Raw genomic sequence first — 14,874 nt, forward strand, 5'->3', positions numbered from 1 at the left:
CCGGCCCTCACCGGTCGTGGGGTCAGGTCGTCGCGCAGGGCGAGCCGTTGAGCGTGAACCGTGTGGGCGCGGCGTTGGCGCCGTTGTCCCGGCGGCCGAGGAAGCCGAACGTCACGCTGCCGCCGTTCGCGGCGATCGTGGCGTTGTAGCCGGCGTTGGTCACCGTGACGTTCGGCCCGCTCTGGGTGTACGAGCCGTCCCACAGCTGGGTCACGATCTGCCCGTTGGCGTACGTCCAGCCGAGCCGCCAGCCCTTCACGGGCGAGGCTCCCCGGTTGACGATCCGGACCCCGGCCTGGAAGCCGCCGGGCCACTGGTTGGTGACCGTGTACGTCACCGCGCAGGCGGCGGCCGGTGTCGGCGAGGAACTGGGCGACGGGGACGGACTGGGGCTCGGCGAAGGCGAGGGAGAAGGAGAGGGAGAGGGCGACGGGCTGGGGGAGGGGCTGGGGCTCGGCGAGGGAGAGGGCGAAGGCGAGGCTGACGGCGAGGGGGAGGGCGACGGGCCGGTGCCCTCGGGGATCACGACGGTGCTGATCGAGTTGGCCGGGAAGGTGCCGGTGAATCCGGCGGCCCCGACCCGCACGTCGGCGTCGCGCCTGATGGCCGACGTGTCGGCCGCGCCGTACCGGTAGACCTGGGCGGTCGTCCCGCCGTCGCGTCCCTTCACCGCGACATCGCTGGTCAGGTCGTCGCCGGTCTTGTTCACGACGACGAGCGTGAGCGCCCCGTCGGAGGCCCGCTCGGCGGCGTACACCGCCAGCCTGCCCTGGTCGGCGCTGGTCGCGCCCACGGCCGTCTCGCCGAACCGGCCGCCCTTGCCGTCGTAGTTCAGGTACATCCGGAAGGCGTACGCGCCCGGCTGGGAGGCCGTGGGCGGCCCCCACAGGGTGGCGAGGTCGAGGCCCTCGCGGCCGAAGATGCCGAGGATGTCGGCCTGGGCCAGTGCGCCGTTGATGTGGTCGAGGGCGCCCCAGTTGTACTCGGTGATCGCGGTCTTGGTGCCCGGGTACTCCGCGGCCACCAGGCTCTTCATCCGCGGGATGAGCCGGACCTGGGTGCCGATCCAGCTCTCGTCCGTGTACGACGGGTCCCACAGCGCGCGGGTGGAGCGCAGGCGCAGGGCGTCGGTGGCCGGGTCGCCGCCGGAGCCGAAGGCGACGCCGGACGCCTGCGGGTAGAAGTGCTCGTCGAAGTAGTCGAGGACGCGCAGGCCGTGCTCGTCCTCGTACTTCTTCATCTGCCGCAGATACCAGGTGGTGAACGGAAGGCCGCCGCGGACCTCCTTGTCCGGGGGGTTCGACCAGCAACTGGTCCGGCCGCAGGTCTCCTGGTCGAGGCCGGAGTAGTCCCAGGAGGACCAGCCCCAGCCGACCGGGCCGAGCGTCTTCGCGCCGGGGTCGGCGGCCTTGACGGCGGCGCCGATGAGATAGGCCTTGTCGCGCAGCTCGACCGAGCTCGCGCCCTCGGGGTGGACGTCCCGGTGGGTGCTGTGCCAGATGTCGGGCTCGTTGTCGAGGTTGTAGAACTTCACGCCGCCGGCCGCGGCCGTGCCGTACCTGCCGGTGAGGTGGCCGATCCAGTCCTTCACGTACGCCGCGCCGGCCTCCACGCTCGTGTCGCGGGGGTCGTTGCCGGTGATCTTCGTGCCGTCGGGCTTCACGCCGTCGCCGCAGTCGGGCCGCCACTGGTCGGTCCGCTGCTGCGGGCCGTACTTGGCGACGGAGAACCCGCAGGAGGCGTCGCGGCCCTTGGGGACCCACCCGATCAGCGGAACGGTGAGGATGGTGTCGGTGCCGGTGCGCCGGTCCTGCTCGACGAACCGGTCGGTGGAGGAGCCGTCCGGCAGCTTCGACGGGTCGGGATTGTCCTCGGCGATGTTCTCGAAGAACCAGTCGGAGGCGCGGTTGTCGGTGTCGTACAGGTAGTTGTACCGGGTCGTGGCGTTGCCGCCCCACCGGCGCACCGGGAGGCGCAGTTCCTTGGCCAGCGCCTCGTCGGCGAAGTTCATGCCGTAGACGTATGGGCTGATGGGGTGCCGCGCACTGGTCGTGTCCACCGTCAGCGCCGGGCCTTCGGCGGCCGCGAGTGCGGGCGGCTGTCCGGCCGCGCCGACCGACAGGGCGATCGCCGCGGTGAGGGCGATCGGGAGCGTTCGCGTTCGCACGGGTCTCCTCTCGAGTCCCTGGGGGGTTCTGGGGCCGCCGGATGCGAGGGGGAGCAGCCCGTCGCGGCCAGGGCATCACGCTGGCCAAGACCCGGCCGGGGAACAAGAACGCGATTCGCCGGAGCGCCCCGGGGACGCGCTGAGCAGCCACACCCCGGGACCGCCCATGGAAGTTTCACGACCCGGCGGGGGCCGGACCTGTCACAGCGTGCGGCGCAGCCACTCCTCGACGCCCGCCACGTGGACCGTCGCCCACGCCCTGGCCACCTCCGGCCGCCGGGCCGCGATCGCGTCGCAGATCATCACGTGCTGCTCGCGGGTGTCGGCGAGCACCCCCTCCTGGGTGAGGCCGCGCCACACCCGCGCGCGTGTCGTCGGCCCGGAGAGACTGTCGAGCAGCGAGCAGAGCACCGGGTTGCCCGATCCCGCCGCGATGCGCTGGTGGAACCGCAGGTCGTTGGCGACCAGCTCCTCCACGCTGGGGTCGTCCGGCAGCGCGTCGAGGATCGCGCGCAGCTCCTTGACGTCCTCGTCCGGCATGTTGATCGCGGCCATCGCAGTGGCGGCGGGCTCCAGGACGCGCCGCACCTCGAGGAACTGCAGCACGGTGTCGTCGCGGTGGAAGTCCACGACGAACGACAACGCCTCGAGGAGCAGGTGGGGCTGGAGGCTGGTGACGTAGGTGCCGTCGCCCTGCCGTACGTCGAGCACGTTGATCAAGGCGAGGGCGCGGACGGCCTCCCGGAGGGAGTTGCGGGACAGGCCGAGCCGTTCGGCCAGGTCGGCCTCCTTCGGCAGCCGGTCACCCGGAGCGAGCTCGCCCGACGTGATCATCTGCTTGATCTTGTCGATCGCCGCGTCCGTGACCGCCACCAGCCACCTCCACCGTTTCCTCGCGTGCGAGACGCACACATCCGATGTCCAGCAGTGTAGAGGTGCGCGATGCGCCCGCGGCGGGCCCGGCTCCGACGGAGTGATGCCACTTCGCGGCACGCAGGTGGCGAACGGCAGCGCCGGGCACGTCCGATCTCCTGTCCCGCCGGGCCGTCGTGTGGGCCGCTTTCAGGGTTTGCGGCCGACGCCGCCCTCCACCACCATCCGGGTGGGCACGGAGTCCAGGGCGGGGCGCCATCGCTGGACCGGCACCATGCCGGGCTCCACCAGCTCGAAGCCGTCGAAGAACCGCAGGAGCTCGCCGCGGGTGCGGAACGTCGAATGCGCGGGGGTGCCTGCCGTCGCGGCCTTCAGGCCCTCGACGGCCTCGGCGTCGCTCTCCGCGGCCATGTTGGAGACGGCCACATGGCTGCCGGGCGCCATGCGGTCGCGCCACCGGGCGACGATGCCGTGGGCGCCCTCCTCGTCGGAGACGAAGTGGAGAACGGTGACGAACAGCACTCCGACGGGTTCGTCGAAGTCGATCAGCGCACGGAGGCCGGGATGGTCCATCACCGCGTCGGGTCGGCGGATGTCCTCCTCGATGGTCGCCACATGGGCGTCGGCCGTCAGCAGCGCGTCGTTGTACACCTTCACGAGCGGGTCGTTGTCGACGTAGACGACCCGGGCGGACGGGTGGACCTCCCGGGCTATCTCGTGCACGTTCGGCGACGTCGGGATGCCCGCGCCCAGGTCGACGAACTGCCGGACGCCCTGGGCGGCCATGAACCGCACCGCCCTGGCGAGGAAGGCGCGGTTCGCCTTCGCGACCGATCGCGTGTCGGGCGCCAGCGACAGGAGCCTGCCCGCGACCATCCGGTCGATCTCGTAGTTGTCCTTGCCGCCCAGCAGGTAGTCGTACACCCGGGCGGAACTGGGCACCGTGGGGTCGGTGCCGGCCGGCATCTCCGCCACAGCCGCCTCCCGTCCCGCCGATGTCCTCCGGCGATCATAGTCCGGGGCCGTGCCGTACGGCAGGGCCGGGCGGGCGGGGTGGTTCACGGCGGCCGCGCCGGCGGGAACGGGCGACCGGTGCGGGCTGGGAAAAGGGACGACCGCCCCCGGGCTGGGAGCGGTCGCGGGAAGGCCGGCTGGCGCCGGAGGCCGGCACGGGGCCGATGCTCCGGTGCCGCGCGTGGTCAGGCGCGGGTCCAGCGCTGGTTGGCCTGGCCGTTGCAGGTCCAGATGATGACCTTCGTGCCGTTCGCGGTGCCCGCGTTGTAGACGTCCAGGCACTTGTTCGCGCCGACGGCGGTGATGCTGCCGTCGGAGTTGAGCCGCCACTGCTGGTTGCTCTGGCCGTTGCAGTCCCAGATGATCACATTGGTGCCGTCCGCGGTGCCCCGGTTGTTCACGTCCAGGCACTTGTTGCCGTAGACCCTCAGCTCACCCGAGGCGGTCGGCGTCCACTGCTGGTTGGCCTGGCCGTTGCAGTCCCAGATCTGCGCCTGGGCGCCGTTGGTCTGGGAGGCGCCGGCGACGTCGAGGCACCGGCCCGACCCCACACCCTTGATCGCGCCCGTGCCGGTGGGAGTGGGCGTGGGGGACGGCGTGACCAGGCCCCCTCCGCTCACGACGTACATGGCGGCCCCGTGTCCGGGCACCTGCGCGCTGATCGTCCCGGACGAGGAGCCGGTCGTGTGCGCCCACAGGTCGCGGACGGAGTAGGAGGAGGCGGAGCCGAGCCCGAGGGCGGAGGCCGTGGTGGACACCGTCGCCGCCGAGGTGCCCCGGTTGAGCAGCACGACGGCGACCGAGCCGTTGGACATCGGCTTGCGCCACACCTCCAGGTTCCCGTTGTCGCTGATCTTGTGGCCCTGCCGGCCGCCCCAGTCCTGGTTGACGGCGATGACCTCGGTGTTGGTGAGGATCGCGCGGGTCTCGGCGCTCATCGAGCGGATGTCGTTGCCCGCGATGAGCGGGGCGTTCAGCAGCGACCACAGGCTGAAGTGCGCCCTCCCCTCGGTCGCGGTCAGCGAACCGACCCCCACCTCCAGCATGTCGGGGTCGTTCCAGCCGCCCGGGCCCGAGTACGCCTCCAGGCCGACCTGCTGGTCCAGGATGCCCATGACCGAGTTCCAGTTCGCCTGGATGTCGCCCGTCGTGCGCCAGGAGTTGCCGGTCTGCATCCCCCAGGTCCAGACGCTCTCCTGGCCCCAGTTGCACAGGCTGAACAGGATCGGACGCCCGGTGGCGGCGAGCGCGTCGCGCATCGCCGTGTACCGCTGCTGCCCGTTCTTGCCCTGGTGGTCGCCGCAGTTGTCGTACTTCAGGTAGTCGATCCCCCAGGAGGCCCACAGGGCGGCGTCCCGCCGCTCGTACCCCAGGCTGGCCGGGTAGCCCGCACAGGTCGTGGTCCCGGCCGAGGAGTAGATGCCGAGCTTCAGGCCCTTGGCGTGGACGTAGTCGGCCAGCGCCTTCATGCCGCTGGGGAACTTCTGCGGATCGGGCACCAGGTCGCCGTTCGCGTTGCGGCTCTTGGTGGACCAGCAGTCGTCGATGTTGACGTAGGTGTAGCCCGCCGCCGCCATGCCGCTGGACACCATGACGTCCGCGGTCTGCCGAACGAGCGTCTCGTTGACGTTGCAGCCGAAGCTGTTCCAGTCGTTCCACCCCATCTGGGGCGTACGGGCGAGCCCGTTGTCGAGCGCGGCGGCCGGTGACGTCGCGCCGCCGGCCGCGACGAGGGACCCGGCGGCCAGCACCGCCGCCAGCGTCCATCGAACGATCCTGTGCATCTGACTCCTTAGCCGCCGTACGTCGGTCCCGGGGGTGATAGCGATAACATTTCGGGCCGCGCGTCAGGGTGGTTGGTGGTGTGCGGCGGAGCCAATACGACGCCGCCGATCCCGTCAAGGGGGGTCGGGCGGGGGTGCTCCGCCGGACGCGGCGCCGCCTGCGCTCACGGGCGCACGGTCGTCGGATCGCCGGGCGGGCCGCCCTGAAAGTTTCAGGCCCACGGGTGCGGGCCGGAGCTTTCGGAACGTTACCGCGACCGACCCGTCATCGCCGCAGGAAGGCGGACCCCGAGGGCATCGGTGGCACGAAACTTTCCGGATACGGTCTTGACATGTTTCGTGGCGATTTCTCACACTGAGCCCGGGCGGCATCCCGCCGGGGCTTGTGGTGGGCGGCGGGACCGCCGCCCGACACGGCCCCGGTGCGTCCCGTGCCGGTTCCGTGCCGGTTCCGTGCCGGTTCCGTGCCGATTCGGGGCTGATTCGGGGCCGGCTTCGCGGGGTGTCCCGCGCCCCCCGTTCGCCGTCATCCGATCCGGATGGCGGCACCACCGTTGTTGTTAACGCTAACAAAGCGAGATGTCCAGGAGGCCACGTGTCCCCCTCGTCCTTCAGCCGGCGCCGGCTGCTCCAGGCCGCCGGCGTCGCCGCCGTGGCCTCCGCCGTCGGAGAGGTCGCCGGCGCCTCCGCCGCCGGAGCCGCGGTCGCGCCGGCCCGGACCGACATCGGCGTCTCCGCGTACGCCTTCGAGCTCGGGCAGGTGCGGCTGACCGGGGGCCGCTGGATGGACAACCAGAACCGCACGCTGTCGTATCTGCGGTTCGTCGACGTCGACCGGCTGCTGTACAACTTCCGCGCCAACCACAGGCTGTCCACCGGCGGCGCCGCCGCGAACGGGGGATGGGACGCGCCGAGCTTCCCGTTCCGCACCCACGTGCAGGGGCACTTCCTGTCCGCGTGGGCCCAGGCCTATGCCGTGCTCGGGGACACCACGTGCCGGGACAAGGCGACCTACATGGTCGCCGAGCTGGCCAAGTGCCAGGCCAACAACGGGGCCGCCGGCTTCGGCGCCGGTTATCTGTCGGGCTTCCCCGAGTCCGACTTCGCCGCACTCGAGGCGCGCACGCTGAGCAACGGCAACGTCCCGTACTACTGCATCCACAAGACCATGACCGGCCTGCTCGACGTGTGGCGTCTCATCGGCGACAGCCGGGCCCGCGACGTGCTCCTGGCGCTGGCCGGCTGGGTGGACCAGCGGACGGGCAGGCTCAGCTCCGGCCAGATGCAGAACATGCTGGGCACCGAGTTCGGCGGGATGAACGCGGTGCTGACCGACCTCTACCAGCAGACGGGCGACGGACGCTGGCTGACCGTCGCGCAGCGGTTCGACCACGCCGCGGTGTTCAACCCGCTGGCGTCGAACCAGGACCAGCTCAACGGCCTGCACGCCAATACCCAGGTGCCCAAGTGGATCGGCGCGGCCCGCGAGTACAAGGCGACCGGCACCACCCGCTACCGGGACATCGCCGCCAACGCCTGGAACATCACCGTCGGCGCGCACACCTACGCGATCGGGGGCAACAGCCAGGCCGAGCACTTCCGGGCGCCCAATGCGATCGCGGGCTACCTCACCAACGACACGTGCGAACACTGCAACAGCGTCAACATGCTCAACCTGACCCGCGAGCTGTGGCTGCTAAACCCCGACCGGGTGGCGTACGTGGACTTCTACGAGCAGGCGCTGCTCAACCACGTCATCGGCGCGCAGAACCCGGCCGACGGCCACGGCCACATCACCTACTTCACGCCGCTCAAGCCGGGCGGCCGCCGCGGGGTGGGCCCGGCGTGGGGCGGCGGCACCTGGAGCACCGACTACAACTCGTTCTGGTGCTGCCAGGGGACCGGGGTGGAGGTCAACACGAGACTGACGGACTCCATCTACTTCTACAACGGCACCACGCTGACGGTGAACCTGTTCGCCCCCTCGGTGCTGAACTGGACCCAGCGCGGCATCACGGTCACCCAGACGACGTCCTATCCGGTGAGCGACACCACGACCCTCACCGTCACGGGCGACGCCGGCGGGTCGTGGTCGATGCGCGTGCGCATCCCCTCCTGGACCACCGGCGCCACCATCAGCGTCAACGGCGCCCAGCAGGACGTGGACACCACCCCCGGCACGTACGCCGTCCTCACCCGGTCCTGGGCCTCCGGTGACACCGTCACCGTCCGCCTGCCCATGCGCGTCGTCATGAAGGCCGCCAACGACAACCCGAACGTCGCGGCTATCACGTACGGCCCGGTCGTCCTGTCCGGGAACTACGGGAACACCGCCCTGTCGGCGCCGCCCGCCCTGAACACCGCGTCCATCACCCGGACCGGCACCACCGCGCTCGCCTTCACCGCGACCGCCAACGGCTCCACGGTCAACCTTGGCCCGTTCTACGACGCGCACGGGCACAACTACACCGTCTACTGGAACACCGGCGGCAGCGGCGGCGGGGGCGGGACGGCGAGCTACCGGCTGGTCAACGCGGCCAGCGGCCTCGTGCTGGGCGTGCAGAACATGTCCACCGCCGACGGGGGCCTCGCGCTGCAGTGGACCGACAACGGCACCGCCGACCACGACTGGGAGCTGATCGTGGACGGCAACGCCGTGCGGTTCCGCAACGTCAACAGCGGCAAGGTGCTCGGCGTGGAGAACATGTCCACCGTAGACAACGCCCGCGTCCTGCAGTGGACCGACAACGGCACCGCCGACCACCGCTGGACGATCGCCGACGCCGGCGACGGCTCTCACAAGATCCGCAACGTCAACAGCGGCAAACTCCTGGCCATCCAGGGCGGCTCGACCGCGAACGGGGCCCAGGCCGTGCAGGACTCCGACAACGGCGGTGCGGACAACCAGTGGCGGTTCGTGCCGAACGGCGCCCGGCGCATCCAGAACCTGGCCAGCGGGCTGGTGCTGGGCGTGCAGAACATGTCCACCGCCGACGGCGGCCTGGTCATCCAGTGGGGTGACACCGGCACCGCCGACCACCTCTGGACCGCCGTGGTCGACTCGGGCGGCTACCTGCGCCTGCGCAACTCCAACAGCGGCAAGGTGCTCGGCGTGGAGAACGCCGCCACCGCGGCCGGGTCGCGGGTGCTCCAGTGGGCCGACAACGGCACCTCCGACCACCGGTGGCGGCTGCGCCACGGCGCCAACGGCTACTTCCGCATCCAGTGCGCCAACGGCGGCAGGGTCCTCGGCGTCAGCGGCGGCTCCACCGCCCAGGGCGCCCAGGTCGTCCTCGCCGACGACAACGGGGCGAACGACCACCTGTGGCGTTTCGTCTGAGGTGGGAGGGCGTCAGCGCCGCCAGCGGTAATGGGCGTCGGGCAGGTTCTCCTCGTTGCCGCTGCCGTCGCCCTCCGCGACGAGGGTGAAACCGTGCCGCTCGTAGAACCGCCGGGCGCCCGTGTTGCGCTGGAAGACGTACAGGTCGAGCCCGTGGGGGCGCGCCTGCTTGGCGTGGCCGAGCAGCGCGCTCCCGACGCCGCGGTTCCGGGCGCCGGGAGCGAGATACAGGTGGTCGAGCCAGCCGCCGCTCAGGGCCGCGAACCCCGCGACCCGGCCGCGCAGCTCGGCCACCCACACCTGCGACGACGGCAGCACGACGCCGGCGATCCACGCCCGGGTCTCCTCGTCGGAGTGGAGACGGGGCAGGTAGGTCATCTCGGCCCGGGCGGCGAGGAACACCTCGGCGACGTGCCCTGCGTCGCCGGACCCGGCGCGGCGGATCAGCGGCCGGGCATCGTGGGCGGTCATCTCCGCGCTCCTTCCCGTACGGCGGACGGCCGGGCGGCGCCCCTCACGACCCGGCCCCCAGGGCGTCGCGGGCCGCCATCAGGGCGAAGCCGAGCAGGTTGAGGCCCTGCCAGGTCGAGGGGGAGGCGGCGCGTTCGTCGCCGGCGGTCAGGCCGATGCCCCAGATCCGGTCGTACGGGCTGGCCTCGACCAGGATCCGGCCTCCGGTCGCGAGCAGGTAACGCGACAGCTCGGGGTTCTGGCCGAACTTGGCGACGCTGCCGCGGACCACGATGCCGAAGCGTCGGGCGTCCCACACCTGCTCGTCGAAGCCGCGCACGGCCCGGCCGAGCTTCTTGGCCTCGCCGGGATGACCGGCGGCGAGGATCTGCTCGGCGGCCCGGTCGTCGCCGAACAGCCAGGCCTTGTGCGCCATCATGTAGTGCTCGGCGGAGGCGAAGGTGTGACCGTCCTCGGTGAAGGTGACCGGCCACCACTGCGACAGGCAGCCGGGACCGGCGCCTCCGTCCCGGGCGGGCCGGTGGCCCCAGAAGTACAGGTAGCGAAGGGCGCGGCCGGCTCGCTCCGCGGCCACCGCCTCGTCCACACTGCGCGGTAACACGATCTGCTCGGACACGCCCACACCGTGCCACAAAGGGCCTCGTCCCGGCCATCGGGTTTCGGCAGTGCGACGTCCGTCGCGCGGGCGCTTCGCCGCCCGCCGACTCGGGCACCCGCCGACCGGGACCGCGGCGTACGGAGCTGTGCATCGGCCTGCCGTACGCGATGGGCTTCGACCGGGCGGAGCTGCGCGGGGTCGTCGCCTTCGGACTCGCCCTCCTGGAAGCGTGCCGGACGCGGCCGCTTGACGAGGTGTGCGCCCACCCGTCTCCCGGAGTCCGCGCTCTGTTCCCGGTCCCGCACCGCGCGCTGCGCATGCACGGCTACACGTACGTCAACGCGCTGCGCCACCGTTTGCGGTGGCGTCGGAGGGCGCGGCGACGGCTATGGCCGGCAGCCGCGACTCCGGCGAGAAGAGCTCGCATGTCGCACAGGTGCTTGCCTCTTGTCTCGAAGTGACGTTCCTCCCGTGAGCGGGTCTCCCGCTCACGGGAGGAACGTGGGCCGATTCCGCTCGGCCCGCCTGTCGATCAGGGACTCGTGCAGGTGATGCCGGTGGGGGCGGCCGAGCCGCTGCCGTTGGCGGTGAAGCCGAACGTCGTCGAGCCGTTGCCGGCGACGGTGCCGTTGTAGGGGGCGTTCTTGACGGTGACGGCGCCGCTGGTGCCGGTGTTCACGCCGTTCCACAGGCTCGTGATGCTCTGCCCGCCGGCCAGGGTCATCTTCACGGTCCAGCCGTTCAGCGGGGTCGGCCCGTCGTTGCCGACGGTCACCTCGCCCTGGAAGCCGCTGCCCCAGTCGTTGATCCGCTTGTAGGTCGCCGTGCAGGTACCCGGCTGCCCGCCCGGCGTCGGCGACGGGCTGGGGGACAGCGGTGGGCTGGGGGATGGTGTGGGGGACTGCGGCGGCGTCGGGCTCGGCGACGGGGTCGTGTCGCCGCTGACCCGGTACACGACGGTGCCATGGGCCGGCACGCTGGCCGAGATGGTGCCGTTGGTGCCGCTCAGGGTGTTCGTCCACGCGTCACGCAGGATGAACGAGCCGCCGGACATCCCGATCGCGGACGCGGTGGTGCTGATCGTGGTCGTGCTGCCGCCCTGGTTGAACAGAGCGACCGCGACGTCGCCGTTGCCGAGCTTCTTGGCCAGCACACGCCGGGTGCCGTCATTGCTGATCTGGCGTGCCTGCAGACCGAGCGGGTCCTGGTTGATGGCGATCAGGTTCGGGTTCTTCAGGATGGTCTGCGTCGCCGTGTCCATGCTGCGCAGGTCGTTCCCCGCGATCAGGGGGGAGGCCATCATCGCCCAGAGGGCGAAGTGGCTGCGCATCTCCGTGTCGGTCATGCCGCCCCGGCCGACCTCCATCATGTCCGGGTCGTTGAACGCTCCCGGCTTCGCGTACGACGCGAGCGGGACGGTGACGTTGACGATGTTCTGGATGCCCATCGGGTAGCCGTTGGTCTGACCGGTGTCCCACTTGTTGGTGATGTCCTCGGTCGTCCGCCACATGTTGGCGACGTCCCCCCAGTTGCGCTGCGGGCCCGTCTTGGCGTGGATGCTGTTGGGGTTGATGCTGTAGACGATCGGCCGTCCGGTCGCCGCCAGCGCGTCGCGCATCTTGGCGAACGTACGGACCTGGTCGTCGATGGTGCCGCTGGGCGAGCACCAGTCGTACTTCAGGTAGTCCACGCCCCAGGCGGCGAACTGTCTGGCGTCCTGGGTCTCGTGTCCCTGGCTGCCGGTCGCGCCGGGGTAACTGCCGAAGTACTGCGCGCAGGTCTTGTCCACGGGCACCTGGTAGATGCCGAACTTCAGCCCTTTGGCGTGCAGATAGTCGCCGAGGGCCTTCATCCCGCTCGGGAACCGCGACGGATTGCCCTGCAGGTTCCCCGCGGAGTCGCGGGTGGGGTTGAACCAACAGTCGTCGACCACGACGTACTGGTAGCCCAGGTCGCGCAGGCCGGAGCTGACGATCGCGTCGGCCATCTGCTTGATCAGCGTCTCGGATATGTTGCAGCCGAACGTGTTCCAGCTGTTCCAGCCCATGGGGGGCGTGCGGGCCACCCCGTTGTCGAGGGCGGCGGCCTGGTCCTGCAGGGCGATCGGGCCGGCCACGAGAACGCCGGCGGCGAGTAGAGCTCCCAATTTGCGCACGGACCCTCCTTCGGAGTCACGGATGGATGGGGGATCAGCCACAGGGGCCCGTCCTGCCGAAGGGGCCTCGTGGGTGAGCGCCGGGTGCGGTGGCTACCGGTAGGTGATGGCGGACGACGAGTAGACGCAGTTGACGCCGTCGGCGCCGCTGCCGATCCTGGTGGGCTCGCCGCTGGTCACGCCCCTGTACTTGTCGCAGATGACGACCTTCCTGCTCGGGTCGTTGACGATCGTGATCTGTGAGAACCGCGCCGTGTCGCCGTAGTTGGTGTTGATGCCGGCCAGGACCTTGCCGGGTGTGGTCGCGGTGACGTTCTGGATGACGACGTTGCGCTTGTACTGGGTCGAGCAGTTGCCGCAGGAGCGGTACAGCTTGCCGAAGTTCTGCACCTGGAAGTTCTTGATGACCATGGTGCCGGGGCCGTTGTGCTGGAAGACCTTGTCGCTGGCCGCCTTGGCACCGCCGCCGTCGATGGTCATCGTCTGCGACGACGAGGTCCCCTTGAAGGTGGCCGCGTCCTCGCCGACGTCCTCCCACCACACGTTCTGCAGCGTGCAGGTGCCCATGCAGTGGACTCCGTCGGCCGCGGGCGAGCCGATGACGACGTTCTTCAGCACCGCGCCGTTGGCCAGTTTGAAGACGGGGGGCTGGCTTTCGCTCTGGCTGCCGCTGCCCAGGGCGCCGGTGCCGTAGTAGCGCTTCATCCCTCCGTCGAGGGTGCCCGAGACGTTGATGGTGGCGCCGACCGCCTGCTGACCGGTGGGGGACGGCCAGGCGGCCAGGCGCAGGGCGACCGCCGGGGCCGCACCCGGGGCGGTGCCCGCGGACGCGCTGCCGGCCGGAGTCGCCGCGAGAACCATCCCGGCCGCCGAGGCGGCGAACAACGCGGTGCGGAATCGTGCGGATGTGCTCATTCACACTCCATGGGGAGATACGGCGACTACGCCGCCGCATGAGGTGATGCCGGTCGTGGGGAGCTCAGGCCGGTCGGCGCTCCATCGGCGTTCACGAGAGCGACTGGAAGCCGGACCGGGCGGAATCGCGGCCCGATCCGGTTGCGAATGCGACTCTCACGGCGTCACCACCGTGAACCCCTGCCGCGCACCACCGACCCCGGCAGGAGGCCGCTTCGGCACTCAGTGTGGAAACGGTGACGGAACCTGTCAAGGGAATCTCGAATAAGTTTCGAGGAGGCGCAGGGGACATTTTCCTCTGGCCTGTGCCGGTGAGCGACATGACCAGTGAAAGTTTCTCCACTGCCATTCCAGACCGTCTTCTCCGCCTGCGGCTCGCCGATTGCGCGCAGAACGTTACGACGAAAATGTCGTGAAACTTTCACACGCCCCGCTTCGTGATCGACCGGGACCCGGCCCTGATGGGCGCAGGTAGGACAGGCCCCGGCGGATCGAGAGCCGGCGCGAAACAGCCCTCGACCTTGACGAGCCTCCCTCGCGTCGTATTTGCTCCGCCGCACCACCACACACGCTCCGATAGAGAAGGACCGATCCCTGCACGCGAATTGTTAGCGCTAACAGCAGTATTCACCACCTCTGCCGGCTCACGGACTCCGAGCCGCCCGTGTTGCCGCTGACCACTTGGAGACGTGAAACGAACCCCCGGGAGTAAGGATGAAGGTCCCTCGCCTGCGGCTCTGGCTCGCCACCGGGCTCGTCGCCGTGACCGGCGCGGTCGGTGCGCTGACGGCGCCCGCCGCGCACGCGGCCACAGGCTGCCGCGTGGACTACTCGGTCACGAACCAGTGGCCGGGTGGCTTCGGCGCGAACGTGAGCATCACCAACCTCGGTGACCCGATCAACGGGTGGCGGCTGAGCTGGTCGTTCTCCGCGGGGCAGACGATCACGCAACTGTGGAACGGCTCCATGACCCAATCGGGCGCACAGGTCACCGTCGCCGACGCCGGCTACAACGGGGCACTGGCCACCGGCGCGAGCACATCCTTCGGCTTCAACGGCGCCTCAAGCGGCGCCAACCCGGTGCCGGCGAGCTTCACGCTCAACGGCACGGCCTGCACCGGTGGCGTCAACGCTTCGCCCAGCTCGCCCGCGAGCCCGTCTGTGAGCCCTTCGGCCGGCCCGTCATCCCCGGGGACATCGAGCAAGCCCTGTGACCTCTACGCCGCCGGTGGCACGCCCTGCGTGGCCGCGCACAGCACGACGCGGGCGCTCTATCGCTCCTACACCGGCAACCTGTACCAGGTCAGGCGTTCGTCCGACAACGCGACCCGGAACATCGCCGTCCTGGCCGCGGGCGGCGTCGCCAACGCCGCCGCGCAGGACTCCTTCTGCGCCGGCACCACCTGTGTCATCACGGTCGTGTACGACCAGTCCGGGCGGGGCAACGACCTGTGGTACCAGGGACCCGGCGGGGCCGGCGGCAGGGACACCCCCGCGACCGCGACGTCCGAGTCGCTGACGGTCGGCGGCAGCAAGGCCTACTCGCTCTACATCAAG

Annotated in this window: 10 protein-coding genes; 2 read left to right on the forward strand and 8 right to left on the reverse strand. The window is 70.6% G+C overall.

Going from position 1 to position 14,874, the window contains the following annotated elements; all coding sequences use genetic code 11:
* Positions 1–22 precede the first annotated feature (22 nt).
* The 4 genes from AAH991_RS37350 to AAH991_RS37365 all read right to left on the reverse strand — a co-directional run bounded on the left by AAH991_RS37350 (position 23) and on the right by AAH991_RS37365 (position 5,838).
* The gene (locus AAH991_RS37350; protein WP_346230679.1) at positions 23–2,167 is read right to left on the reverse strand and encodes a glycoside hydrolase family 44 protein; all 2,145 of its coding nucleotides are present in this window, start codon (positions 2,165–2,167) and stop codon (positions 23–25) included.
* A 201-nt stretch (positions 2,168–2,368) separates the two neighbouring features.
* Positions 2,369–3,040 (reverse strand): FadR/GntR family transcriptional regulator, encoded by a 672-nt coding sequence (locus AAH991_RS37355; protein ID WP_346230680.1) that lies wholly within the window; start codon positions 3,038–3,040, stop codon positions 2,369–2,371.
* Positions 3,041–3,229: 189 nt separating this feature from the next.
* Entirely contained in the window at positions 3,230–4,006 is a 777-nt protein-coding gene (locus AAH991_RS37360) for an SAM-dependent methyltransferase (protein ID WP_346230687.1), read from the reverse strand.
* A 233-nt stretch (positions 4,007–4,239) separates the two neighbouring features.
* Positions 4,240–5,838 (reverse strand): lectin, encoded by a 1,599-nt coding sequence (locus AAH991_RS37365; RefSeq protein ID WP_346230681.1) that lies wholly within the window; start codon positions 5,836–5,838, stop codon positions 4,240–4,242.
* A 595-nt stretch (positions 5,839–6,433) separates the two neighbouring features.
* Here AAH991_RS37365 and AAH991_RS37370 point away from each other — a divergent pair.
* Positions 6,434–9,178, forward strand: a complete 2,745-nt coding sequence (locus tag AAH991_RS37370) for a beta-L-arabinofuranosidase domain-containing protein (protein WP_346230682.1) — start codon at positions 6,434–6,436, stop codon at positions 9,176–9,178.
* Positions 9,179–9,190: 12 nt separating this feature from the next.
* Here the strand turns inward: AAH991_RS37370 and AAH991_RS37375 are convergent, their stop codons facing one another.
* The 4 genes from AAH991_RS37375 to AAH991_RS37390 all read right to left on the reverse strand — a co-directional run bounded on the left by AAH991_RS37375 (position 9,191) and on the right by AAH991_RS37390 (position 13,317).
* A complete protein-coding gene (locus tag AAH991_RS37375) occupies positions 9,191–9,649 on the reverse strand; it encodes a GNAT family N-acetyltransferase (protein ID WP_346230683.1) in 459 nt (152 codons plus the stop codon).
* A 43-nt stretch (positions 9,650–9,692) separates the two neighbouring features.
* Positions 9,693–10,271 (reverse strand): riboflavin biosynthesis intermediates N-glycosidase, encoded by a 579-nt coding sequence (ybiA, locus tag AAH991_RS37380; protein WP_346230688.1) that lies wholly within the window; start codon positions 10,269–10,271, stop codon positions 9,693–9,695.
* Between the two features lie 508 nt (positions 10,272–10,779).
* Entirely contained in the window at positions 10,780–12,402 is a 1,623-nt protein-coding gene (locus AAH991_RS37385) for a cellulose binding domain-containing protein (protein ID WP_346230684.1), read from the reverse strand.
* A gap of 93 nt (positions 12,403–12,495) precedes the next feature.
* On the reverse strand, positions 12,496–13,317 hold the full coding sequence (locus tag AAH991_RS37390) for a pectate lyase (protein ID WP_346230685.1): 822 nt from the start codon (positions 13,315–13,317) through the stop codon (positions 12,496–12,498).
* 714 nt (positions 13,318–14,031) lie between these two features.
* Here AAH991_RS37390 and AAH991_RS37395 point away from each other — a divergent pair.
* Positions 14,032–14,874, forward strand: an 843-nt coding sequence (locus AAH991_RS37395; protein ID WP_346230686.1) for an arabinofuranosidase catalytic domain-containing protein, incomplete at its 3' end; no start/stop codon positions are given.

Source organism: Microbispora sp. ZYX-F-249 (assembly GCF_039649665.1).
Taxonomy (GTDB): Bacteria; Actinomycetota; Actinomycetes; order Streptosporangiales; family Streptosporangiaceae; genus Microbispora; species Microbispora maris.

Bases quoted from the DNA above. Each gene is read 5' to 3' on its own strand.
- AAH991_RS37360 (WP_346230687.1), bottom strand. From the start codon at position 4,006: ATGCCGGCCGGCACCGACCCCACGGTGCCCAGTTCCGCCCGGGTGTAC.
- AAH991_RS37365 (WP_346230681.1), bottom strand. From the start codon at position 5,838: ATGCACAGGATCGTTCGATGGACGCTGGCGGCGGTGCTGGCCGCCGGG.
- AAH991_RS37375 (WP_346230683.1), bottom strand. From the start codon at position 9,649: ATGACCGCCCACGATGCCCGGCCGCTGATCCGCCGCGCCGGGTCCGGC.
- AAH991_RS37390 (WP_346230685.1), bottom strand. From the start codon at position 13,317: ATGAGCACATCCGCACGATTCCGCACCGCGTTGTTCGCCGCCTCGGCG.